Annotated in this window: 24 protein-coding genes; 16 read left to right on the top strand and 8 right to left on the bottom strand. The window is 32.0% G+C overall.

Going from position 1 to position 23,506, the window contains the following annotated elements:
- The first annotated feature begins 38 nt into the window (after nucleotides 1-38).
- A complete protein-coding gene (locus tag BX611_RS10240) occupies nucleotides 39-716 on the top strand; it encodes a rhomboid family intramembrane serine protease (RefSeq protein ID WP_115880879.1) in 678 nt (225 codons plus the stop codon).
- Here BX611_RS10240 and rlmB read toward each other — a convergent pair.
- The 8 genes from rlmB to BX611_RS10200 all read right to left on the bottom strand — a co-directional run bounded on the left by rlmB (nucleotide 706) and on the right by BX611_RS10200 (nucleotide 14,750).
- On the bottom strand, nucleotides 706-1,455 hold the full coding sequence (gene rlmB / locus BX611_RS10235; RefSeq protein ID WP_115880877.1) for a 23S rRNA (guanosine(2251)-2'-O)-methyltransferase RlmB: 750 nt from the start codon (nucleotides 1,453-1,455) through the stop codon (nucleotides 706-708). The two genes, BX611_RS10240 and rlmB, sit on opposite strands and share 11 nt — an antisense overlap.
- 75 nt (nucleotides 1,456-1,530) lie before the next feature.
- Nucleotides 1,531-2,265, bottom strand: coding sequence for a hypothetical protein (locus BX611_RS10230; protein WP_147296414.1), 735 nt, complete (start codon nucleotides 2,263-2,265; stop codon nucleotides 1,531-1,533).
- Nucleotides 2,266-2,336: 71 nt separating this feature from the next.
- A complete protein-coding gene (locus BX611_RS10225) occupies nucleotides 2,337-3,809 on the bottom strand; it encodes a RagB/SusD family nutrient uptake outer membrane protein (RefSeq protein ID WP_115880872.1) in 1,473 nt (490 codons plus the stop codon).
- A gap of 20 nt (nucleotides 3,810-3,829) precedes the next feature.
- Entirely contained in the window at nucleotides 3,830-7,036 is a 3,207-nt protein-coding gene (locus BX611_RS10220; protein WP_115880870.1) for a SusC/RagA family TonB-linked outer membrane protein, read from the bottom strand.
- A 233-nt stretch (nucleotides 7,037-7,269) separates the two neighbouring features.
- A complete protein-coding gene (locus BX611_RS10215) occupies nucleotides 7,270-8,196 on the bottom strand; it encodes a DUF1735 domain-containing protein (RefSeq protein ID WP_115880868.1) in 927 nt (308 codons plus the stop codon).
- Between the two features lie 19 nt (nucleotides 8,197-8,215).
- The gene (locus BX611_RS10210; RefSeq protein ID WP_115880867.1) at nucleotides 8,216-9,598 is read right to left on the bottom strand and encodes a SusD/RagB family nutrient-binding outer membrane lipoprotein; all 1,383 of its coding nucleotides are present in this window, start codon (nucleotides 9,596-9,598) and stop codon (nucleotides 8,216-8,218) included.
- Nucleotides 9,599-9,615: 17 nt separating this feature from the next.
- Complete coding sequence (locus BX611_RS10205; protein ID WP_115880865.1) at nucleotides 9,616-12,822, bottom strand: SusC/RagA family TonB-linked outer membrane protein; 3,207 nt, start codon at nucleotides 12,820-12,822, stop codon at nucleotides 9,616-9,618.
- A gap of 242 nt (nucleotides 12,823-13,064) precedes the next feature.
- Entirely contained in the window at nucleotides 13,065-14,750 is a 1,686-nt protein-coding gene (locus tag BX611_RS10200) for a BamA/TamA family outer membrane protein (protein WP_162880015.1), read from the bottom strand.
- Nucleotides 14,751-14,903: 153 nt separating this feature from the next.
- On the opposite strand from BX611_RS10200, the gene rpsL reads away from it, so the two are divergent.
- The 15 genes from rpsL to rplN all read left to right on the top strand — a co-directional run bounded on the left by rpsL (nucleotide 14,904) and on the right by rplN (nucleotide 23,505).
- Complete coding sequence (gene rpsL / locus BX611_RS10195; protein WP_068206887.1) at nucleotides 14,904-15,278, top strand: 30S ribosomal protein S12; 375 nt, start codon at nucleotides 14,904-14,906, stop codon at nucleotides 15,276-15,278.
- 23 nt (nucleotides 15,279-15,301) lie between these two features.
- Nucleotides 15,302-15,778, top strand: coding sequence for a 30S ribosomal protein S7 (gene rpsG, locus BX611_RS10190; protein ID WP_089378519.1), 477 nt, complete (start codon nucleotides 15,302-15,304; stop codon nucleotides 15,776-15,778).
- A gap of 10 nt (nucleotides 15,779-15,788) precedes the next feature.
- Complete coding sequence (gene fusA, locus BX611_RS10185) at nucleotides 15,789-17,906, top strand: elongation factor G (RefSeq protein ID WP_115880861.1); 2,118 nt, start codon at nucleotides 15,789-15,791, stop codon at nucleotides 17,904-17,906.
- 17 nt (nucleotides 17,907-17,923) lie between these two features.
- Nucleotides 17,924-18,229: a 30S ribosomal protein S10 gene (rpsJ, locus tag BX611_RS10180; protein WP_070237956.1), complete on the top strand. Its 306-nt coding sequence runs from the start codon at nucleotides 17,924-17,926 to the stop codon at nucleotides 18,227-18,229.
- Nucleotides 18,230-18,376: 147 nt separating this feature from the next.
- A complete protein-coding gene (rplC, locus tag BX611_RS10175) occupies nucleotides 18,377-18,994 on the top strand; it encodes a 50S ribosomal protein L3 (protein ID WP_115880859.1) in 618 nt (205 codons plus the stop codon).
- Nucleotides 18,994-19,623, top strand: a complete 630-nt coding sequence (gene rplD / locus BX611_RS10170) for a 50S ribosomal protein L4 (protein ID WP_115880857.1) — start codon at nucleotides 18,994-18,996, stop codon at nucleotides 19,621-19,623. The genes rplC and rplD overlap by 1 nt, the downstream gene beginning before the upstream one ends.
- Nucleotides 19,624-19,632: 9 nt before the next feature.
- Nucleotides 19,633-19,923, top strand: a complete 291-nt coding sequence (gene rplW, locus BX611_RS10165; RefSeq protein ID WP_115880855.1) for a 50S ribosomal protein L23 — start codon at nucleotides 19,633-19,635, stop codon at nucleotides 19,921-19,923.
- A gap of 11 nt (nucleotides 19,924-19,934) precedes the next feature.
- Nucleotides 19,935-20,759, top strand: coding sequence for a 50S ribosomal protein L2 (rplB, locus tag BX611_RS10160; RefSeq protein ID WP_115880853.1), 825 nt, complete (start codon nucleotides 19,935-19,937; stop codon nucleotides 20,757-20,759).
- A gap of 7 nt (nucleotides 20,760-20,766) precedes the next feature.
- Nucleotides 20,767-21,045, top strand: a complete 279-nt coding sequence (rpsS, locus tag BX611_RS10155; protein WP_115880851.1) for a 30S ribosomal protein S19 — start codon at nucleotides 20,767-20,769, stop codon at nucleotides 21,043-21,045.
- Between the two features lie 10 nt (nucleotides 21,046-21,055).
- Nucleotides 21,056-21,460 carry a 50S ribosomal protein L22 gene (gene rplV / locus BX611_RS10150; RefSeq protein ID WP_115880849.1) on the top strand — a complete coding sequence of 135 codons (405 nt, stop codon included), beginning with the start codon at nucleotides 21,056-21,058 and terminating at the stop codon, nucleotides 21,458-21,460.
- Nucleotides 21,461-21,472: 12 nt separating this feature from the next.
- Entirely contained in the window at nucleotides 21,473-22,195 is a 723-nt protein-coding gene (gene rpsC / locus BX611_RS10145) for a 30S ribosomal protein S3 (RefSeq protein WP_115880847.1), read from the top strand.
- 23 nt (nucleotides 22,196-22,218) lie between these two features.
- Nucleotides 22,219-22,647 carry a 50S ribosomal protein L16 gene (rplP, locus tag BX611_RS10140; RefSeq protein WP_089378509.1) on the top strand — a complete coding sequence of 143 codons (429 nt, stop codon included), beginning with the start codon at nucleotides 22,219-22,221 and terminating at the stop codon, nucleotides 22,645-22,647.
- Nucleotides 22,648-22,662: 15 nt separating this feature from the next.
- Nucleotides 22,663-22,854, top strand: coding sequence for a 50S ribosomal protein L29 (gene rpmC / locus BX611_RS10135; RefSeq protein WP_115880845.1), 192 nt, complete (start codon nucleotides 22,663-22,665; stop codon nucleotides 22,852-22,854).
- 19 nt (nucleotides 22,855-22,873) lie between these two features.
- A complete protein-coding gene (gene rpsQ, locus BX611_RS10130; RefSeq protein WP_115880843.1) occupies nucleotides 22,874-23,131 on the top strand; it encodes a 30S ribosomal protein S17 in 258 nt (85 codons plus the stop codon).
- Between the two features lie 2 nt (nucleotides 23,132-23,133).
- Nucleotides 23,134-23,505 (top strand): 50S ribosomal protein L14, encoded by a 372-nt coding sequence (gene rplN / locus BX611_RS10125; protein ID WP_089378506.1) that lies wholly within the window; start codon nucleotides 23,134-23,136, stop codon nucleotides 23,503-23,505.
- The last annotated feature ends 1 nt before the right edge of the window (nucleotide 23,506 follow it).

The raw sequence follows: 23,506 nt of genomic DNA, 5'->3' as shown, positions 1-23,506 counted from the left end.
AATAATTTTTGGACTTATATTTGATATTTTAAGATACGATGGATCAGCAAAATTTTAAGTATTCAAGAAGAATCTTTACAATACCACTTTTAATAATTTTTTTATTATGGTTAATTTATTTTATTGAAATTAAATTTGGTTATAATTTTAATAAATATGGGGTTTATCCAAAAAGTATTATTGGTTTAAGAGGAATTTTTTTATCACCATTTATTCATAGCAGTACAAAACACTTATTTAATAATTCCATTCCTTTATTTGTTATGCTTGTTAGCTTATACTATTTCTATAGAGAAATAGCTAATAAAATTTTAATATATGGGCTCTTATTATCAGGACTTTTAACTTGGATAATTGCACGTCCATCGTATCATATTGGTGCAAGTGGTATTGTGTATTTGTTAGTTAGTTTTATTTTTTTTAGTGGTATTTTTAGAAAATATTATAGGTTAACTGCGTTATCTTTAATTGTTGTTTTTTTATATGGAGGAATGGTTTGGTATATTTTTCCTACTGAAGAAAGGATTTCATGGGAAGGTCACTTATCAGGATTTTTAGTTGGATTTATTTTTTCTTATTTATACAGAAAAATGGGGCCTCAACCTGAAAAGTTTCAGTTTACTAAAAATGAAGAATTTGAAAAGCTTTTTGATGAAAACGGCAATTATAATCCACCAACGGAAGAGGAGAATGAGTTAGATTCAACTAATTCTTAGCAATTCTTTGTCGTGTTGTTTCATATAAAAAAGCACCACAAGCAACAGAAACATTTAAAGATCCAATTTCCCCTAACAAAGGAAGTTTTGCTTTTTGGTCAACTATTTTTAAAATAGAAGGGTTAATTCCTCTATCCTCAGAACCCATAATAATTGCAGTAGGCAGTGATAAATTTACATTATAAATTAAATTTTCAGTTTTTTCTGTTGCAGCAACAATTTGAATTTCTTCTGCTTGTAATTGAAAAATGGCATCTTTAATATGATCTACTTTACAAATAGGCATTTTAAAAGCAGCACCAGCTGAAGTTTTTATAGTATCTGCGCTAATTGGGGCGTTACCTTGTTTTTGTATTATAATTCCATTAACACCTGTACATTCTGCAGTTCTAATAATGGCACCAAAATTTCTAACATCAGATATTTGATCTAATAATAAAAACAGTGGAGTAGTAGTTTTTTCTAAAGTTGAAGCTATTAAAGTATCCAGTTCAATAAAGTCTATTGGTGATATTTGGGCAGCTACACCCTGATGATTATTATTTTTAGAAAACCTATTTAATTTTTCAACAGGTACATAACTAGTTGATATATTATGTTTTTTTATAAGTGTATTTAATTCTGAAAATAAAGGACCACTTAAGCCTTTTTGTAAGTATACCTTACTAATTGTTTTACCTGAATTAATTGCTTCTATAACAGCTCTTAGTCCAAATATTTTTGAAATTTCGTTTTCCATGCTGCAAATGTAGCTATATTGTTTGAATAAAAAAACCACCTCGATAGAGGTGGTTTTAAATTTAAATACAATAATTTAAATTGTAAAAGTTCCACTCGTGCTTCCTTCATATGCATCTCCTTCTAAACTCCATACAAGAATACCGTTAGCTGTTATGTTATAGCTAGTTCCACCATCTCCATATTGATCATAAATTTCTATAGTGTATGTTCCAGAAGATAAACACTCTTTAATCGATACTGGTTCAGACGCACCTGCATAACCACCATAATTAAAAGGATCAGCACTTGCTAAAACTGTACTACCAGAAGAATCTAAAATTCTCCAAGCTGCTTCTTCTGGCCAATCATCAAAAGAAAGACTAATTTTTAATTTAATACCATTATTAGGGCAAAGCTGAGATAAACCTATTGTTAAAGCTTCTCCAGTACTAATATCATCAGTAGACTGTAATCTTAAAACTAAAACTTTATCTTCACTTAATCCAACATCTTTTATATCAATATTAAGTGAACCAACATTTGAACCACCAGGAATTGTTACTGTTGAAGGAACAGTATAAGCACCTGCTTCTGCATTAGTACTTTCAGCTACAACCATAACTGGAATAATTCTGTCAGAACCAGTAATGTTAGTTGTATAAATTTTAACTTCTGCTGAAGTTTCTGATCCAGCTTCAACACCAATATCCATAGAATTAGATACAAAAGACGCGAAGGATGTATCTAAAGCTTTTGTGGAATCTTCTTCACAAGATGACAAAGAGATGATAGCTATTGAGGCTAAAAATAAATATATATATTTTTTCATAATTTATGTTTTTTGTTAATTAGAGTAAGCTTATAAAAGTTTATAAGCTTACTCATTTTATTTTAAACTGTCTAATCAATATATGGATTATTTTGAATTTCTGCACGAGGAATTTCATAAGTTAATCTAGGGTCTGAATAAGGAATAGACAAACCTGCATGAAATACATGATTAGAACCTCTAGTCATCATTTGTTTATTTCTCTTCATAGATAAATAACTTTTTCCTTCACCCCATAATTCAATTCTTGTTTGAAGGATTACTTCATTTAACAAATCGCTACCAGAAAGTCCATTTACATAAGCGTAATCTGATGCGTCAGAAAACCTTTGAGATAGTAATTGATTTAAGCGTGTTCTTGCATCTCCATCTTGGTTTTCTTTTGCAGCCATTTCAGCAGATAAAAGGTACATTTCAGCAACTCTCATATAAATATAGTCATCTTCGATGTTTCTTTGACCACCAATTTGTCTTGCTGCATTATAAAATTTGTTACGTGGTTGTAGGTTATTAGCAGGATCAAATTGAGTTTTTCTAATGTCATTAGCATCTATTTTAGCATATAAACCATCATCAATACCTTTTTTATCTCCAGCCCATTGATAACTGTAAGTAAATACATCCATTTGTCCCCACCAAGAAATTAAATCTAATCCATTAGCTAATGTAAGATCAAATCCCCAGATCCAACCTGGAGTTGAAAGACTATTAAATCCACCAACTACTTCACTGCTTGACATTAATGGATAACCAGAAGCAATAACTTGGTCAGCTAAACCTTTAGCTAATAAGTTTGATGCGCTCTCGTCTTTTGAAGCGTACACATAAGCCAATAATGCTTTTGCAACATCTTCGTTAATATTTGTTTTACTTGTTCTAGTAAAACCATCTAATAATGTAATTGCTGAAGATAAGTCTTCTATCATAAAATCATATACTTCTTGCATAGTTGCCTGAGCTTGAATTGGATCGTCAGCATCTTTATACAAAGGTAAAACTGTTGCACTAGCTTCATATTCTGGAGCATAAAGTTGTGTTAAGTAAAAGTACGCGTAAGCTCTTAGCGCTTTTGCTTGACCTAATGAATGTTTTCCACTGATAGATTCAGGTACTACATCATTACCTCCTAAAGACTTGATAACTAGGTTTGAAGATCTTATTACTCTATAATAATATCTCCAAGGAGTATAGTTATCATTGTCAGTATAATCAACAGTAGCTAATAAATTCGCAAAATCACCATACCTGTTATAGTTATTTGCTGTTAAAGCCAAATCTCCAGATAAAAAATCTGTAAATATATCATATCCTTTTTGACCAAAATCTTCATGGGAAGTGGTTCCACCAGTTCCAGTATTGATCATCATTGAATAAACACCGTTTAAAGTTGCGTCTAATATTTCAGGGTTTAATTCTCCTGAAGCTCCAGTATCATCTAAATTAATAAATGATGTTGGGCTTGTATCTAAAAACTCTTTTTCACAACTAATAAATGTTGCAAATACTGCAAGAGTAAATACTATTTTTAATAAATTAATTTTCATTGTTTTATTTTTTAAATTATTTAAATTTTTATATTAACACCAAGTGTAAATGTAGACAAAGGATTATATAAGTATCTTGCAGAAGACCCAACTAAAGATGTTGCAGGATTAAAACCTTTTCTAGCACTTAAAAGAAACAGATTATCTGCTGCTGCCCATATATTTAAATTTGAAATGCCTGTATTATTTAAAAGTTTTGACGGTATAGTATAACCAACCCTTACATTATTTAAAGCTAAAAAATCAGATTTTGTTAAAAAACGAGTAGATAAACGGTTAACATTTACATTCTGATTACTATATAATCTTGGAACATTTGTAATGTCTCCAGGATTTTGCCATCTACTAGTAATGTCAATATGATAGTTGTTACTACCTGACTGTCCATTATCTAATACACTTGCATAGTTACCATCATATCCATATCCTCCTAAACTATAAGCAAATTGAGAGCTTATGTCGAAGTCAAATATTTTAGCAGATAATCTAAACGCACCTCTAACTTTAGGAATTGCTGATTTACCTACGAATTTATTTGTTGCTTCTTGATATACACTTGTAACACCTTGCTTTATCTCTGTTTCTGGGTTTCTAACTACATATTCATATAAATCTTGTATCTCTTCACCAGAATCAAATGCACCATTTGAATTAGCATCAACATAATTTGTTTCCCAAATTGGGTCTCCATTTGCAGCATTTACACCTAACCATACTGGCATATAATAGTCATATCTACTATGTCCTTCTGCTCTACCAAAGTTTCCTAAAATGTCAATAATTTTATCTCTTCCTTCAGGAGCATCAAAAGGCATTTTTGTAATCTCATTATCTAACATCTCTCCATTAACAGATAAGTCTAATTTATAGTTTTCTTTATTAATGATGTGTCCAGTTAAATCAAATTCGAAACCTCTATTTACAATAGAACCATCATTTGTGGTATCAATTGCATCACCAGTAGAAATTGGTACACGTACACTAAATATTAAGTCTTCAGTATCTTTAATATAATAATCAAGAGAACCATCTATTATTTCATCAAATAATCTAAATTCTGTACCTACTTGATACATTTTACTTGCTTCCCATGTTAAATTTGCATTTTCTCTAGCTCTAACAATTAAAGATATGTTACCATCTAAATTATCTATGTCATATCCATTTTGTCCAGAGTAAAAATCTACACCAGCTTGATCTCCTTGAATACCATAACTAGCTTTTAGTTTTAGGTAGTTTATAAAATCAGTATTAGCTAAAAAATCTTCTTTACTCATAATCCAAGATGCTCCTGCAGACCAGAAAGTACCCCATTTGTCTGTTGCAAACCTAGAACTACCATCTCTTCTAATTGTACCTGAAAAATAGTACTTGTCTAAATAGTTGTAATTAGCTTGGGCAAAATAACTTTCTAATCCAGTTTCTTCTGTATATCCTGAAGGATCACTACCATTATTAATATAATTAGAAGGGTTATCTAAACCGTTCATTAAATTTACAACAGTATTCTTACTAATATAGGTACGATCTCTTTTCCACTCATTTGACTCGTGAGCTAATAACGCTGATATGTTATGATCTCCAAAACTTTTATTGAAATTAAACATTTGTAAAAAGTTTTGAGTTAGAGCTTGTCTTTGTTGTTTAAATAAACTACCTCCTTGACCAGCTGCAGAACCATAGAATGGATTGTTTATACTATTAGCCATATAACTGTAATAGTTTGCACCATACTTTGCAGTAAAAGTTAGTTCTTCAGTAAAATTAATTTTAAAAGAAAAATTACCATTTACAGAGTGACGTAAGTTTTCACTTAAATCAAAATTAGCATCCGCTATTGCATTTGTTAATCCTCCAAAACCTCTATTTTGTCCATAGTCATATTGATTACCTCCATAATAAGGGTCTTCTACAATAGCACCTGATGCATCACGTAAGAATAATGGGTAAATTGAAGGAATATTATCAGTATACCAAAATATACTTCCTGAGTCTGCAGATTGTCCATTTGTTGTTTGGGTTGCATAAGAATAATCAATATTAGCATTTGCTTCTAACCATTCAGTTGGATTATGAGTTACGTTTAACCTTGTTGAATAACGTTTAAAATCAGAATTCACTAAGTATCCTACATCATTTAAATAACCAAAAGAAGAAAAATAGGTTGTATTTTCATTACCACCACTCATACTTAAATTAGCTTCTGTTCTATTTGAATTTTGAAATCCATAATCAGACCAGTCTTCTGGAGTATATTTTCTTGTAACTCCTGATCTAACTTGACCTGTTGCTGGGTCAATTAAATCGCTAACATTTGTTATATTCCACATATTATAATCTGGGTGAATACCAGCTCCAGAGAATAAATTATCATTTGCGTAAGTATCAGGATTTGCTACTCCTAAAAAATCTCCAGTGTTTTTTAATGCTTCCCAAGATAGGCCAATATATTCTTCTTGAGATGTAATTACTTCATAAGCAGGTAAAAGTCTCATGTTTGTACCTGTTTTTACTTCAACATTAACACTAGAAACTCCACTCCTACCTTTTTTAGTTGTAATAACAATTACCCCATTTGCACCTCTAGAACCATAAATTGAAGTTGCAGTTGCATCTTTTAATACGGTTGTAGATTCAATATCTGCAGGGTTTATGTTACTGATACTGTTAAGATATGGCACACCATCAACAACATATAAAGGATCACTGTTACCATTTATGGTTCCAAAACCTCTAATTCTGATTGTTGCTGCACTACCAGGTTGCCCAGAACCATTAACAACATTTACACCAGCAACTTCACCAGCTAATGCTTGTGAAATGTTTGATACTGATTTTGCTTCTATGTTTTCAGATTTAACTGTTATAGCTGATCCAGTAAAAGCTTGTTTTGTACTTGTACCATAACCAACAACAACAACTTCTTCCAATAGGTTAGAACCTGTTAGTATTACATTGATAGTGTTAGAAGCACCTATGGTTTTTTCTTGAGTATTCATACCCACATAGCTAAAGACTAGAGCATCTCCAACATTTGCTTTAATGGTATAATTTCCATCAAAATCTGTTTGTGTACCATTAGAAGTACCTTTGACAATAACATTTACCCCAGGCAATGGACCTCCATCATCTGTTACAGTACCTGAAATCGTTTTTTCTTGTGCAAAAGATATCTGCACTAATAACGCAAATATCAGCGTTAAAATTCCATTTAACTTTGTTTTCATTGTATAATTGTTTAGATTAAATTTTTAAAAACCTCAAAAGTATGCTAATATATTTTTTTATAGAAATATTTAACACATAAAAAGGTTAATTAATCTTTAGATTCTAAATGTTATATTTAGTTGCGTAAAAAAAACACAAAAAACAAAATTAAATGGCATTATAAATAGATAGTGTTTTTTAGAAAAAAAAACCACCGCAATTGCGGTGGTTTAAAAATCTTATAATTTATTATTTATTTTAAGGTAAAAACACCACCAAAATATGAGGCGCCAAAATACCCAGCATATGTCTCAGCAAGCCCAACTGCGTCACCAGGATAATAAATATCATATTGGATCTTCATTACAGGAGGTTCACCACAAAGAGAAACCCAAGTACCTGAGCCTTCAATTTCATAATCATAATTAGCACCAGCATATATTGTAGTGTAAATATATTGTCTTGGAATAGTAACTGTTCCATCTTCTGAAACAATCATGTCAAAATCACCACCAGCTACAACTGGTTCACCCCAGAAAAGATCAATCATAGCTTGACCTAAACCTGAAGCGACCAATTTAGTTCCGTCCCATGTAGCACCAAAACTAGCTTCATCATAATAAGTACCATTGGTATAACTTTCGCCTATTGCCCAAGTACCTGCAAGATCAGAAACACCGTTTGCTAATGGAGAAGGAGAAATCTTTCTTATATTGAAATTAACTTTGCTTCCATTATCGCTAGATGTTACATTGTCACCTGCATTCAAATCTAGAATTAAATTAACAGATTCACATTCTGGCATATTTTGACCAATAGTGCTAAAATCAAATGACGCACTAGTCTTCCCTGCTGGAATTGTAACACTAGTTGTTGATAAACTGTACATGTCTGATGTCATAGTACTGGCTGAATTATGTGAAATAGTTGCAGTTATATCCTGAGATTGAGGTAATCCCATTAGTGTAACTAGGATAGTTGATTGCACATTTATAGGATTCCCATTTTCATCTCTGCCTACTTGAGCGTCTAAAGTGTTATTATCAAATTGAACATAATATGTTGCATTTAAATCAACATCTTTATGCAGCAGGTCAAAATTCGTGTCATCATAGTTACATGAAACAGTAGCTAAAACAGCTGCTGCCATGAATGTAATATATTTTAATATTTTTTTCATTTTTTATAATTTTTAAAGATTATTGATCCCACCATACTTTATCTGTAATAACAACAGATGGTACATTTTCAGTATTATAATCTAGTTCACTTTGTGCATAAGGGAATCTAGAAGGAATTGAGCCAGTAACAGCACCATTTGCCAAACTTAAGTTAGGATATCCAGTTCTTCTATAATCTGCATACGGCTGATTTGTAGAATAGCCTGCAATATATTTTTGAACAATAATATCTTCTAAAGTAGCAGTTACACCATTTATGTTAGCATCTAACCAAGCAGTATTAGCACTACCAGTAACTCTTAATACTGATGCTGCAACAGCAGCTTCGTAAGCTTCTTGAGCGCCTGATTGTCCTAACATTAATTTAGCTTCAGCTTCAATAAATTTAAGTTCTGAATAACTCATTAATACAGATGGAGCATCAGCGCCAGCATTATAAGAACCCGGTTGCGATGCAGCAGTATTTTCACTTCCTGCCTCACTTCCAGTATAATTACCATCACCATCTTTTGCGGCATAGAAAGGTAATCTTGGATCATCATTTGCGGCCAACATGTTTACTAAAGTTGCTCCCATTCTAATATCACCTCTTTGTTCCATAAATTGGAAAATAGGATTTTTATTAGCAGTTTCCCAAGGAACTAACATATCATCTGCATTTGAAGTAAATCCATTAGCTACAGCTGCTAAAGCTTGTGTATATGCAGCACTTCCATTTTTTTCAGAAAGTTGCAAAGCATGTCTTGCTTTAATAGATGCAGCAGCTTTTTTCCATTTGCTAACATTTCCACCATATATTACATCTCCTGATACATCAAGTACATTACTAGTGCTACTTAAATTTACAATTGCATCATCTAAAATAGTGAAAATGGTATCATAGATTTTTTCTTGAGAATCATATGCTGGGTGTAAAACGTTTTCAGTTCCTTTAAACGCCTTACTAAAAGGCATATCACCCCATAGGTCTGTAGCTATTCCTAAAGTTGTAGCAACCATAACTTGACCAACTCCCTCATAATGAGGAGATTCTTTACCTTCAGCTTTTGATTTATTAATTAATAATTTAGTATTCATTAACATTTCAGTATAAATAGATCCCCAAGGATTATTTACATCAGAAGGTTTAAGAGCATATCGAGCTTCTGTAAATGATTGACGGTCTGTACCATCAAATTGTTGCATCCAGATATTGTTTGTTCTAACGGTATTGTTACCAACTAAATTATATCCCATAGATTGTTGAATTGCTGGTAAAAGCAAGTTCATAGGAACATCTGCAGGGGCATCTGGATCTGTATTTAAGTCGTGGTCAATCCACTCAGAACAAGAAGTTCCCATTAGCATTAGTGAGAACACTAATACTAAACTTTTTATATTAAATATTTTTATATTTCTCATGATTGAATTTTTATTAATTAAAATGTTACTTTAAGACCTAACAAGTAAGATTTTGTACCTGGGTTATTGAAATAATCCATTCCTTGTCCATTAGTTGCTCCACCTAAATTTGTTTCTGGGTCAACACCACTGTATGGAGTGCTTATCCATAAATTTTTACCAGTAAAATATATTTGAGCTTCTTTTACTACTTCTGAGAATTTAGGGATGTCATAAGATAAAGTAATATTTCTTAATCTTACCCAATCCGCAGGTTCCATAGCAGCAACAGAAGGTCCACCTCCAAAATTACTACCATTACCTTCAAACCAATCTTCATCCTGTACTACCGGAGTAACATTTTCAACACCACTAGAAACACCATTACCATTTGCATCAACGTGACCATAAACACCGTCCATTACAACAATATTTTCTGCAGGAGTTAAATCAAAATCGATTGTTCCTTCTGGAGTATAATATACTTCTCTATTTTCTGTTCTTTTAGATGTACCCATGTAATTCATTGCAAATGCAGTACCATTATACATCATACCACCTGCTTTAATATCTAGCAATGCTGATAATGTAAAGTTTTTGTAAGAAACTGTATTTGTTATGTTTGCAGTCCAATCAGCATTAAAATCTCCAATTGGAACCATACCTTGTGCATCATTTGGCATTGGATAACCATCTCTGTAAGAATCAGTTGGATCATCATTAATTAAAATTCTACCATTAGCATCTCTATACCAATCATTACCAAAAATACTTCTGTATTCTTGTCCAACAACTGCACGTACTTGAGGAACTGTAAAACCACCTAAAAATACGTTTTCAACACCTTCAGCTAATGCAGTTACAATATTTGTAAATTGCGTATAGTTAGCTGTAATATCCCATTTGAAGTTTTCAGTTTTAATTGGTGTAGCATTAACACTAATTTCAATACCTTTAGATTCCATTGATGCAGCATTTAAAAATACTGAAGAAAATCCAGTTGAAGAAGCAATAGGAACTGACATTAATAAATCAGAGTTTTTATTTTCAAAATAAGTAAAGTCGATACCTAATTTATTTTGGAATAATCTTAAATCTGTACCAATCTCCCAAGAATCTTGAGTTTCATGTTTTAGATCTGGATTTCCTAAACCTGTTCCAACTTGGAAACCTGTTTCACCGTTGTAAGGGAAATTAACTCCATTTGTCCATCCGTCTGCTGTTGATGCACCATAGTAATAACTTGATGTATTGTAAGGTCCTGCAATGTTTGCAGTACGCGCAGCAGAAGCTCTTAATTTACCAAAACTTAAAAAGTCAATATCATCAAATGCTTCTAATTCTGTAAATACAAAACCTAAGCTTGCAGATGGGTAAAATGCAGAATCATTATTTTCTGGCATTGTAGTTGACCAGTCATTTCTTCCTGTTAAACCTAAGAATAACATATTTTTATAGCCTAATTGTAAATCTGCAAATACTGCCATTGTTCTAAATTGACTTTCACCACTTGAGGTAGTATTTGTACTGGTATTACTTAATTGGTAGAAATCAGGAATTTCTAAACCATCAGCATCTCCAAATAAAGATTTTCCAAATGTAGAATAGAAGTTGTTACCAAGTGATAATTTAGCATTAAAATCTTCAGTAATATCTTTTTGGAAATTAAATAAAAGATCTGAGTTAAATATTCCTGTATAATACATATATTCTCCTAAATACCCAGTAGGTGCACCTCTAGATCCAATTTTAAATTGGTCTATATAACGTCTGTTATACCAGTCAAGTCCACCATTATAACTAATATTAAAGAAGTCATTAAATTTTACATTGAAATTAACACTACCTGTGAATCTGTTTACATCTTCATCAAATGCTATATTGTTCGCTGTCCAATATGGATTGTCATATCCACCACCATTACGGTAATTTCTTTGTGTTCCGTCAGGGAATTCATATCCAGCACTATTATCAAATGTTGGAGGAGTTCTTAAAAGACCTAGCATAATACCAGAAACGTTTGAACCTTTTTGAATTTGTACGGCTCTAGAATTTGTATAAGCTAAATCTGCACCAAAACTAATATTATCAGAAACTTTAGTAGTAGCATTTAATCTTACAGTTGTTCTTCCATATTGATTGTTTGGAATAATTCCTTCTTGATCAAGATTTGAAATAGAGAAGAAAAAACTTCCAGTATCACTACCATTACTAATACTTAATCGGTTATTAGTTACTGTTCCAGTTTGGAAAAAGTCATAAGGATTGTAAGCTACAGCAGGATTACCGTTTCCTGTTCCTTTAGGAACTAATTTTCCATTTGGATCCCATTTGTAAGTTTCATCACCATCATATTCTAAATCGGAAATTTTTGGACCCCAAGAACGTTGAAAACCACCTATCCAACCTCCGTTATTTCCTTGTGCATATGTATTTTGCATACCTGGAAGTTGAGAAACTTCATCAATTCCATAAGATGTATGGAATTCAATTTTTTTGCTAGATAAGTTTTTACCACTTTTTGTAGTAATAATAATTGCACCATTCGCAGCACGTACACCATAAAGTGCTGTTGCAGCACCACCTTTTAATACTGAAAGAGATTCAATATCATCAGGGTTAATATCAATAGATCTACTTGAAGTGTTAACACCACCAACACCACTGCTTCCACCTCCAGAAATAATTGGCATACCATTTACAATAAATAATGGTTGGTTGTTACCTGTAATAGAAGCGGAACCCCTAATGGTAATAAATGTAGAAGCTCCAGCATCACCAGCTGAACTTACAATTTGTACACCAGAAGTTGCACCTGCTAATGAATTTACAATATCAGCATTTGGTCTTGTATTGATATCTTCAGCAGCAACAGATTGGACATTGTATCCTAATTCTTTTTCATTTCTACTGATACCAACTGCAGTTACAACAACCTCTTCAAGTGCCTCTGCACTTTCTTTCATAACGACATTAATGACGTTAGAAGCACCAACTGTTTTTTCAATATCTTGCATTCCAAGGTAACTGTATTGTAAAACAGCACCTGTAGCAGCATTAATTGAATAATTACCGTCAAAATCGGTTTGTGTACCTGTATTTGTACCTTTAACTACAACTGTTACACCTGGTAATGGACCGCTTGCATCGGAAACTTTACCTGTAACAGTTTTCTCTTGCGCAAATGTAATTTGCACTAACAACGCTAATATTAGCGTTAATAAACCATTAAACTTTGTTTTCATTATATAATTATTTGAATTAATTGTTCCAAAAATCTTAATAATTTGTTAATATTCCAAACTTTTTCGTGTTAAAATCTTAAAATATGTTAAAAAGCTCTAATAATGTGTTAAAATAGGACTTATATACAAAAGGAAAGGTTGTGTATAGTAAATATAAAGATAAAAAAATATTCAATATTTTAATATATAACTTTAATATTAGTTGTTGTTTATAAATTATAATATTTATGCTTTAACTTTTCTTAAAAATAATATGAAACTTTTATATGAAGTTTAGCATTATTAAATTTAAATACTTCCATCTTTGTTTTGCCTAAAGCGTAACTAATGTTGATATTAGTATTTTGATTTTTAAAATTATATCCTAAACCTATACCGATTAAATTATTTGAAGATTTTATATAGTTGTTATTGGTATAAGCAAAGTCAGTAATTGTGTATAAATAATTTGTTTCGTTTGTATGAAATTGATATTCAATGTTAGTTACCGTATATTTTGAAGCAAGTATGCTTTGATCTTCAAAACCTCTTATTGAATTTATGCCACCTATTCTGTACAATTCATTTTCTGAAATTTCAGATGTATTAATTAATTCGGCTGTACTTTTAAATAAAATTTTATTCTTAGGGTTTAAATGGAATAAATATTGAACAAAAAAATATGCTTTATTATTATTGTTTTTTAGATGGTTAGTATTTTTTTTTCCAGTTAAGTATTCTACTTCTAAAGAAAAATGATTTTTGTCTTCTAAAATTAAAGGCCTGTAATTATATGAAAGACCAAAAAGAGTTTTTTTAAATGATTGAAAATTATTGATGTTTAAAGTTGATGAAATATTTGAATTTTCAATATTAAATATACTACCGATAGATTGATTTCTATCCATATTGAACTTTATTTTTAGTTCAGTTGTTGTATTAATATAAGAAGAATCCTGCTTGTAAATATTAAAGCTACCACTTGTGCTAATTTTACTCCTATATATATATGGTGTAATAACATTTAAATTTAAGGTTGTTTTTTCGTTACCATTGTTTATCCAATTTAAGCGGATGCTTTCTCCAGTGTTAAAAATATTATTTAAAAATAAATTTATATACCCATTAACTTTTAATGTATTATCATTTTTTGAATTTGAAAAACCAATAACACCATCAAATTGACTTATTGATTTCTTTTTCAAATATAAATACAATGTTGTAGAGTCTTTTGTAAATAAGACTTCCGGATTTTTTATTTGAGTAATAAATGGTATGGTGTTTAAATTTTCCTGAGTTTCTTTTAATAGGTTAGTTTTAAAAATGGTATTTTCTTTTAAGCCTAAATATCTTGTTAGGTATTTTTTAGGGAAATCGGTATAACCTTTTATTATTACTTTATCAACAGTTCTTCTATTTGATAAATCTATATTAAGCTTGGCTGTAATAATATTATTTGAAAGTGATAATTTGTTTAAGGACACTTTTACGAAAGAATAACCTTTACTTTCTATATAGGACGAAATAAGTTTTAATGTTAGTTGAATTTTTGAAGTTGGGATTTCAAAATAATTTTTTTGAATGTTTTTTGAAATTGTTTTAAGAAAGCTTTCTTCTAAGTTAATATCATTAAAATACAATCTAATAATATCTATTCTTCTGTTTAAATTAAATGAACAAAAAATTAAAGAATCTTTTTCTTCTAAAATGAAACTATTATTTATAAACCCTTTTAAAGAAAGAATATTTGATACAGAGTCTATTTCATTATAAACACTTTTTTTATTTAAATGCAAGGTTTTGTAAGCAATAGTATCTATAACAGATTTGTTAATACTGTCTTTAGAATAAATTTTTAACTCAAAGTTTTGAGAATAGCTATTTATACAAGATAAAACAAAAGAAAGTAGTAATAACGTAAACTTTAAACTAGGTTTCAAATCATTCAAAATTATAGTGTGAATATACATTATAAATATCTGTAAAAACAAATAGTAAAAATAAAATATACACATATTTGATTAACAAGAAATTATTTGTACATTTGCGCACTCTTAGAAATAAGCTAAGAGAATAAAAATAATAAATAATAATATTTTAGTATGCCAACAATTTCGCAATTAGTACGAAAAGGAAGAACCAAAATAACTAAGAAGAGTAAATCGGCTGCTTTAAATTCATGTCCTCAACGTAGAGGGGTATGTACACGTGTTTACACTACAACACCAAAAAAACCGAATTCAGCTATGCGTAAAGTAGCAAGGGTTAGGTTAACAAATGGTAATGAAGTAAATGCTTACATTCCAGGAGAAGGACATAATTTACAAGAGCACTCGATAGTATTAGTTAGAGGTGGAAGGGTTAAAGATTTACCAGGAGTTAGGTATCATATAGTGCGTGGAGCATTAGATACTGCAGGTGTTGACGGAAGAACACAACGTCGCTCTAAATATGGTACAAAAGCACCTAAAAAGTAATTTAAAAACTTTAATGTAAAGACATGAGAAAAAGAAAGGCGAAAAAAAGAGTTCTTTTACCAGATCCAAAGTTTAACGATCAGTTAGTAACACGTTTTGTGAATAACTTAATGTGGGATGGTAAAAAATCTGTAGCTTTTAAAGTTTTTTACGATGCTTTAGATATCGTAGAACAAAAGAAACAAGATGAAGAAAAATCATCATTAGAGATTTGGAAAGATGCATTAAGTAATGTAATGCCTCAAGTAGAAGTTCGTAGCCGTCGTGTTGGTGGAGCTACTTTTCAAATTCCAATGCAAATTAGACCAGACCGTAAAGTGTCTATGGCTATTAAATGGTTGATTTCTTATTCAAGAAAACGTAATGAAAAATCAATGGCTCAGCGTTTAGCTGCTGAAGTTTTAGCTGCTGCAAAAGAAGAAGGTGCTGCAGTTAAGAAAAGAGTTGATGTTCACAAAATGGCTGATGCTAACAAAGCATTCTCTCACCTTAGATTTTAATAAATAGAAGATGGCAAGAGATTTAAAATATACAAGAAATATTGGAATTGCAGCGCATATTGATGCTGGTAAAACTACATGTACAGAGCGTATTCTTTATTATACGGGAGTTTCACATAAAATAGGTGAAGTACATGATGGTGCAGCAACTATGGACTGGATGGAGCAAGAGCAGGAAAGAGGTATTACAATTACTTCTGCTGCAACTACTTGTGAATGGCAATTTCCAACTGAAAATGGACAACCAACAAGTGATGCAAAAGGATATCACTTTAATATAATTGATACTCCGGGTCACGTTGATTTTACTGTTGAAGTAAATCGTTCCTTACGTGTTTTGGATGGGTTGGTTTTCTTATTTAGTGCAGTAGATGGTGTTGAACCACAATCGGAAACTAACTGGAGATTAGCAGATAACTACAAAGTTCCTAGAATTGGTTTCGTTAATAAAATGGATCGCCAAGGAGCAAACTTTTTAAATGTTTGTCAACAAGTTAAAGAAATGTTAGGTTCTAATGCAGTACCTATTGTTATTAATATTGGAGATGAAGATGAATTTAAAGGTATTGTAGATTTGGTTAAAAATCGTGCAATTATTTTTCACGATCATACAATGGGAGCTACATTTGATGTTGTTGATATTCCAGAAGAATTACAGGAAGAGGCTCACGAATTAAGAGGTAAACTGATTGAAGAAGTTGCTGCTTATGATGAAGCTCTTTTAGAAAAATACATGGAAGATGAAGATTCTATTACTGAAGATGAGATTCACGCTGCATTGCGTGCTGCGGTAATGGATATGTCTATTATTCCAATGGTATGTGGTTCTGCTTTTAAAAATAAAGGAGTTCAATTTTTATTGGATGCAGTTTGTAGATATTTGCCTTCACCAACTGATAAGGAGGGAGTTATAGGAATAAACCCAAATACTGAAAAAGAAGAAATTCGTAAGCCAAATGTAAAGGAACCTTTTGCAGCCTTAGCGTTTAAAATTGCTACAGACCCTTATGTTGGTCGTTTAGCTTTTTTTAGAGCATACTCTGGTCGTTTAGATGCTGGTTCTTATATATTAAATAGCCGTTCTGGTAAAAAAGAACGTATTTCACGTATTTATCAAATGCACGCAAGTAAGCAAAATGCAATTGATTATATCGAGGCTGGTGATATTGGTGCTGGTGTTGGGTTTAAAGACATCAAAACTGGTGATACAATGTGTGATGAGAAACATCCAATAGTTTTAGAATCTATGGATTTTCCAGATCCTGTAATTGGTATTGCTGTTGAGCCTAAAACGAAAGCTGATGTTGATAAGTTAGGTATGGCTTTAAGTAAGCTTGCTGAAGAAGATCCAACATTTACTGTTAAAACGGATGAAGCATCTGGTCAAACAATTATCTCAGGAATGGGTGAGTTACACTTAGAGATTATTGTTGATCGTTTAAAGCGAGAGTTTAAAGTTGAAGTAAACGAAGGTCAACCACAGGTAGAATATAAAGAAGCGGTAACAATGAAAGCTGATCACCGTGAAGTTTATAAAAAACAATCAGGTGGACGTGGTAAATTTGCTGATATTAAATTTATTTTAGAACCTGCAGCAGAAGGCGAAACCGGTTTAGTTTTTGTAAATGAAATTAAAGGTGGGAATGTTCCTAAGGAATTCATTCCTTCTGTAGAAAAAGGATTTAAAGAAGCTATGAAAAATGGACCTTTAGCAGGATATGAAATGGATAGCTTAAAGGTTACTTTATATGATGGTTCTTTCCATGCTGTGGATTCAGATCAATTATCATTTGAGTTAGCTGCAAAAATGGGGTATAAAGCCGCTGCAAAAGCTGCAAAAGCTGTTATTCTTGAGCCAATAATGAAAATTGACGTTGTTACTCCAGAAGAAAATATGGGTGACATTGTTGGTGATTTAAATAGGAGAAGAGGGCAAGTGAATGCAATGGATGATAGAGCTGGCGCAAAAGTTGTAAAAGCAAATGTTCCATTATCAGAAATGTTTGGGTATGTAACTACTTTAAGAACATTATCTTCAGGTAGGGCATCATCTTCAATGGAATTTTCACATTATGAACAATGTCCTTCTAATATTTCTGAAGAAATCATAGAAAAAGCAAAAGGTTAATCTCTAAATTATACACGATGAGTCAAAAAATTAGAATAAAATTAAAATCGTACGATTACAATTTAGTAGATAAATCTGCTGAAAAAATCGTTAAAACGGTAAAAAACACCGGAGCTGTTGTAAACGGACCAATTCCATTGCCAACTCATAAAAAGATTTTTACTGTATTGCGTTCACCGCACGTAAACAAAAAATCCAGAGAGCAATTCCAATTAAGTTCTTACAAAAGATTATTAGACATATATAGTTCTTCTTCAAAGACTATTGATGCTTTAATGAAGTTGGAATTACCAAGTGGAGTAGAAGTAGAAATTAAAGTATAAGTACTTTAAATATTGAAAGAAAACTTTCAATAACATGTCCGGAGCGATTGACGAAGGAAAAACGGAAAGAAAATAAATTCAGGGTTGAATTATTTTCAACCCTGTTTTAGTTAAATAAAAATAGAATAATAATTAATAATTAATAATATGTCTGGGTTAATAGGAAGAAAAATCGGAATGACCAGCTTATTCGATGAAAATGGGAAAAATATTCCTTGTACAGTAATCGAAGCAGGTCCATGCGTAGTTACCCAAGTCAGAACCGAAGAAGTTGATGGTTACAAAGCTCTTCAACTAGGTTTCGATGACAAGAAGGCAAAAAGCTCTAATAAAGCTTTAGATGGTCACTTTAAGAAAGCTGGAACCGTTGCCAAGAAAAAAGTTATCGAATTTCAAGGTTTTGATGAGGAACACAATTTAGGTGATCAAATAACAGTTGATCTTTTTACTGAAGGAGAATTTGTTGATGTTTCAGCAACTTCAAAAGGTAAAGGGTTTCAAGGGGTTGTAAAACGTCACGGTTTTGCCGGTGTAGGTCAAGCTACTCACGGTCAGCATAACCGTTTAAGAGCTCCAGGTTCAATTGGTGCTGCATCGTATCCTGCAAGAGTTTTCAAAGGAATGCGTATGGCAGGTAGAATGGGAGGAAATAAAGTAACAGTTCAAAATTTAAGAGTTTTAAAAGTAGTTCCAGAAAAGAACTTACTTGTGGTTAAAGGAGCAGTTCCTGGTCATAAAAACGCTTATGTAATCATTCAGAAATAATGAAAGTATCAGTTTTAGACATACAAGGAAAAGATACAGGAAGAAAAGTTGAACTTTCTGATGCTGTATTTGGAATTGAGCCAAACGATCACGCTGTATATTTAGATGTAAAGCAATTTTTGGCTAATAAAAGACAAGGAACTAGCAAGGCTAAAGAGCGTGCTGAAATTTCTGGTAGTACTAGAAAAATTAAAAAACAGAAAGGTACAGGTACAGCTCGTGCAGGTAGTATTAAATCTCCTGTATTTAGAGGTGGTGGACGTATTTTTGGACCAAGACCACAAGATCATTCCTTTAAATTAAATAAAAATTTAAAGAGATTGGCTCGTAAATCTGCGCTTAGTATACAAGCAAAAGAGAACAATATTATTGTTGTAGAAGACTTTAATTTTGAAACTCCAAGAACGAAAAACTTTACATCTGTTTTAGATGCTTTTGGTATAGAAAACAAAAAATCGTTATTTGTGTTGGCAGAGTCAAATAATAATGTATATTTGTCATCGCGTAATTTAAAAAGAGTTAAAACTGTAATTAACACAGGGTTAAGTACTTACGAATTGTTAAATGCAAATAAAGTAATTCTTTCAGAAGGGTCTTTAGAAGGAATTGAATCTAATTTAAGTAAATAGGTAACAGATATGAATATTTTAATTAAACCTATTATCACGGAAAAAGCCACAAATGATAGCGAATTATTTAATCGTTATGCATTTGTTGTTAATAAAAGAGCTAACAAACTTGAAATTAAAAATGCTGTAGAACAAGCTTACGGTGTTGCAATTGAAAGTGTTAAAACTATGAATTACCCAGTTCAGCGTAATACAAAATACACTAAAAGTGGAATTGTACAAGCAATGAAAGGAGCTTATAAAAAAGCAATAGTTCAGTTAGCTGAAGGAGAAAGTATTGATTTTTATAGCAATATCTAAGAAAGATAAAAATGTCAGTTAGAAAATTAAAACCAATAACACCAGGTCAGCGTTTTAGAGTGGTAAATGGGTTCGACACCATTACTACTGATAAGCCGGAGAAAAGTTTATTAGCTCCGAAAAAAAGATCTGGAGGTCGAAACAATGGAGGGAAAATGACTATGCGCCATTTAGGTGGAGGTCATAAACAAAAATACCGTATTATCGATTTTAAAAGAGATAAAAACGGTGTTCCTGCTACAATAAAAACTATAGAATACGATCCAAATCGTACAGCATTTATTGCGTTGGTATCATATAAAGATGGTGAAAAACGTTATGTAATTGCTCAAAATGGTTTAAAAGTTGGTCAAACTATTATTTCTGGTCAAGGAGCTACTCCTGATGTTGGAAATACTATGTTGTTAAGTGAAATACCTTTAGGAACTACTATTTCTTGTATTGAATTACATCCAGGACAAGGAGCTGTATTGGCTCGTAGTGCTGGTTCGTTTGCTCAATTAATGGCAAGAGAAGGGAAGTATGCAACTGTTAAATTACCATCAGGTGAAACAAGAATGATTCTTGTTACTTGTATGGCTACAATTGGAGTTGTTTCTAACTCTGATCACCAATTATTGGTTTCAGGAAAAGCGGGTAGAACGCGTTGGTTAGGAAGAAGACCAAGAGTTAGACCAGTTGTAATGAATCCTGTAGATCACCCAATGGGTGGTGGTGAAGGTAAGTCTTCTGGAGGACATCCAAGATCTAAAAATGGTATACCTGCTAAAGGTTTCAAAACTAGATCTAAGACTAAGGCGAGTAATAAATATATTATAGAACGTAGAAAAAAATAATTGATATATGGCACGTTCATTAAAAAAAGGACCTTACGTTTTTCATAAACTTGAGAAGAAAGTACAAGATAAAATTGAATCAGGAAATAAAGCAGTAATTAAAACTTGGTCTAGAGCAAGTATGATTACTCCAGATTTTGTTGGGCAAACAATTGCTGTTCATAACGGACGTCAGTTTGTTCCAGTTTATGTAACTGAGAATATGGTAGGTCATAAGTTAGGAGAATTTTCACCAACACGTTCTTATAGAGGACATGCAGGTGCAAAAAATAAAGGAAAAAAATAAGTAGGTAATCATGGGAGTTCGAAAAAAAATAAGAGCACAGCAGATAAAAGAGGAGAAGAAGCAATTAGCTTTTGCTAAGCTTACTGGTTGTCCTACATCACCAAGAAAAATGCGTTTGGTTGCAGATTTAGTTAGAGGAGTTGAGGTTGAAAAAGCACTTCAAATCTTAAAATTTAATTCTAAAGAAGCTTCAATTAATCTTGAAAAATTATTGTTAAGTGCAATTGCAAACTGGCAATCTAAAAATGAAGATTCAAATATTGAAGATGCAGGTCTATTTGTAAAAGAAATTTTTGTAGACAGCGCAGGAATGTTAAAAAGATTAAGACCAGCACCACAAGGTCGTGCGCATCGTATTAGAAAACGTTCTAATCATGTAACTTTAGTCTTAGGAAGTAAAAATGTTAGCAATTAATCATAAGTAGAAATGGGACAAAAAACAAATCCAATAGGAAATCGTTTAGGAATTATCAGAGGATGGGATTCTAACTGGTATGGAGGAAGAAACTACGGTGATAAATTAGCTGAAGATGATAAAATAAGAAGGTATGTACATGCCCGATTATCAAAAGCAAGTGTTTCAACTGTAATTATTGAGCGTACACTTAAACTTGTAACCGTTACTATCACTACTGCTAGACCTGGTATTATTATTGGGAAAGGTGGACAAGAGGTAGACAAGTTAAAAGAAGAACTTAAAAAAATTACTGGTAAAGAAGTTCAGATAAACATTTTTGAAATTAAACGTCCGGAGTTAGATGCACGTTTAGTTGCTGCTAGTATAGCACGTCAAATTGAGAATAGAATCTCATATCGTAGAGCTATAAAAATGGCGATTGCAGCTACAATGCGTATGAATGCTGAAGGAATTAAAGTTCAAATTTCAGGTCGTTTAAATGGTGCTGAAATGGCACGTTCTGAACACTATAAAGATGGAAGGATCCCTCTTTCTACCTTTAGAGCCGATATTGATTATGCGCTTGTTGAAGCCCATACTACTTATGGCCGTTTAGGTGTAAAAGTATGGATTATGAAAGGCGAGGTTTATGGAAAAAGAGAATTGTCTCCATTAGTTGGTTTGTCAAAAAAACAACAAGGAAAAGGTGAGAGAGGAAATTCAAAAAGACCACAAACTCGTAGAAGAAAATAAATTTTTAAAATTTAGAAGGTACAATGTTACAGCCAAAGAGAGTTAAATATCGTAAAGTACAGAAGGCAAAAGGGAATATGACCGGAAATTCTCAAAGAGGACACCAACTTTCAAATGGAATGTTTGGGATTAAATCTTTGGAACAAAACTTACTTACATCTCGTCAAATTGAAGCAGCTCGTATTGCAGCTACTCGTCATATGAAAAGGGAAGGACAATTATGGATTAAAATATTTCCAGATAAGCCGATTACTAAAAAACCATTAGAAGTACGTATGGGTAAAGGTAAAGGTGCTCCAGAATATTTTGTTGCCGTGGTTAAACCTGGTAGAATAATGTTTGAGGTAGGTGGTGTACCTGCTCATATAGCAAAAGAAGCTTTACGTTTAGCAGCACAAAAACTTCCTGTGAAAACTAAGTTTGTGGTAGCTAGAGATTTTGATAACGCTTAATAACCGATTAAGAAAATGAAACAATCTGAAATTATAGAATTATCAACAGAAGAGTTACAAGAGAAACTTGGAAGTTTAAAGAAAAACTATACAGATCTTAAAATGGCTCATTCAATTTCGCCTTTGGAAACTCCATTGCAATTGAGAGCACTTAGAAGAACTGTAGCACGTGTGGCTACGGAATTAACTAAAAGAGAATTACAATAATTGTATTCAGTAGTAAAAGATGGAAAAAAGAAATCTTAGAAAAGAGAGAATAGGTGTAGTTTCGAGTAATAAAATGGAGAAATCTATTGTTGTTGCTGAAGTTAAAAAAGTGAAACACCCTATGTACGGAAAATTCGTGTTAAGCACTAAGAAATATGTTGCTCACGATGAGAAAAATGATTGCAATATTGGAGATACTGTTAGAATAATGGAAACACGTCCAATGAGTAAATCTAAACGTTGGAGATTAGTAGAAATCCTAGAAAGAGCTAAATAATTATGTTACAGACAGAATCAAGATTAAGAGTCGCAGATAATACTGGAGCTAAAGAGGTTTTAGTAATCAGAGTTTTAGGAGGAACTAAAAAACGTTATGCTTCTATTGGAGATAAAATTGTTGTTAGTATTAAAGATGCAACACCAAATGGATCTGTTAAAAAGGGTCAAGTTTCTAAAGCAGTAGTTGTTAGAACGAAGAAAGAAATTAGAAGAAAAGACGGATCATACATTCGTTTTGATGACAATGCTTGTGTATTGTTAGATGGAACTTCTGGTGAAATGAAAGGGACTCGTGTATTCGGTCCTGTAGCAAGAGAGCTTCGTGAAAAACAATTTATGAAAATTGTATCATTAGCACCTGAAGTGCTTTAAT

The sequence above is a fragment of the Lutibacter oceani genome (assembly GCF_003384935.1).
GTDB lineage: Bacteria > Bacteroidota > Bacteroidia > Flavobacteriales > Flavobacteriaceae > Lutibacter > Lutibacter oceani.
The sequence above is the reverse complement of the archived record's forward strand: the minus strand, read 5'-3'. Positions and strand labels throughout refer to the sequence as shown.

Excerpts from the sequence above, each read along its gene's own strand:
- BX611_RS10240 (WP_115880879.1), top strand. The coding sequence starts at position 39 with ATGGATCAGCAAAATTTTAAGTATTCAAGAAGAATCTTTACAATACCA.
- rlmB (WP_115880877.1), bottom strand. The coding sequence starts at position 1,455 with ATGGAAAACGAAATTTCAAAAATATTTGGACTAAGAGCTGTTATAGAA.
- BX611_RS10230 (WP_147296414.1), bottom strand. The coding sequence starts at position 2,265 with ATGAAAAAATATATATATTTATTTTTAGCCTCAATAGCTATCATCTCT.
- BX611_RS10225 (WP_115880872.1), bottom strand. The coding sequence starts at position 3,809 with ATGAAAATTAATTTATTAAAAATAGTATTTACTCTTGCAGTATTTGCA.
- BX611_RS10220 (WP_115880870.1), bottom strand. The coding sequence starts at position 7,036 with ATGAAAACAAAGTTAAATGGAATTTTAACGCTGATATTTGCGTTATTA.
- BX611_RS10215 (WP_115880868.1), bottom strand. The coding sequence starts at position 8,196 with ATGAAAAAAATATTAAAATATATTACATTCATGGCAGCAGCTGTTTTA.
- BX611_RS10210 (WP_115880867.1), bottom strand. The coding sequence starts at position 9,598 with ATGAGAAATATAAAAATATTTAATATAAAAAGTTTAGTATTAGTGTTC.
- BX611_RS10205 (WP_115880865.1), bottom strand. The coding sequence starts at position 12,822 with ATGAAAACAAAGTTTAATGGTTTATTAACGCTAATATTAGCGTTGTTA.
- rpsL (WP_068206887.1), top strand. The coding sequence starts at position 14,904 with ATGCCAACAATTTCGCAATTAGTACGAAAAGGAAGAACCAAAATAACT.
- rpsG (WP_089378519.1), top strand. The coding sequence starts at position 15,302 with ATGAGAAAAAGAAAGGCGAAAAAAAGAGTTCTTTTACCAGATCCAAAG.
- fusA (WP_115880861.1), top strand. The coding sequence starts at position 15,789 with ATGGCAAGAGATTTAAAATATACAAGAAATATTGGAATTGCAGCGCAT.
- rpsJ (WP_070237956.1), top strand. The coding sequence starts at position 17,924 with ATGAGTCAAAAAATTAGAATAAAATTAAAATCGTACGATTACAATTTA.
- rplC (WP_115880859.1), top strand. The coding sequence starts at position 18,377 with ATGTCTGGGTTAATAGGAAGAAAAATCGGAATGACCAGCTTATTCGAT.
- rplD (WP_115880857.1), top strand. The coding sequence starts at position 18,994 with ATGAAAGTATCAGTTTTAGACATACAAGGAAAAGATACAGGAAGAAAA.
- rplW (WP_115880855.1), top strand. The coding sequence starts at position 19,633 with ATGAATATTTTAATTAAACCTATTATCACGGAAAAAGCCACAAATGAT.
- rplB (WP_115880853.1), top strand. The coding sequence starts at position 19,935 with ATGTCAGTTAGAAAATTAAAACCAATAACACCAGGTCAGCGTTTTAGA.
- rpsS (WP_115880851.1), top strand. The coding sequence starts at position 20,767 with ATGGCACGTTCATTAAAAAAAGGACCTTACGTTTTTCATAAACTTGAG.
- rplV (WP_115880849.1), top strand. The coding sequence starts at position 21,056 with ATGGGAGTTCGAAAAAAAATAAGAGCACAGCAGATAAAAGAGGAGAAG.
- rpsC (WP_115880847.1), top strand. The coding sequence starts at position 21,473 with ATGGGACAAAAAACAAATCCAATAGGAAATCGTTTAGGAATTATCAGA.
- rplP (WP_089378509.1), top strand. The coding sequence starts at position 22,219 with ATGTTACAGCCAAAGAGAGTTAAATATCGTAAAGTACAGAAGGCAAAA.
- rpmC (WP_115880845.1), top strand. The coding sequence starts at position 22,663 with ATGAAACAATCTGAAATTATAGAATTATCAACAGAAGAGTTACAAGAG.
- rpsQ (WP_115880843.1), top strand. The coding sequence starts at position 22,874 with ATGGAAAAAAGAAATCTTAGAAAAGAGAGAATAGGTGTAGTTTCGAGT.
- rplN (WP_089378506.1), top strand. The coding sequence starts at position 23,134 with ATGTTACAGACAGAATCAAGATTAAGAGTCGCAGATAATACTGGAGCT.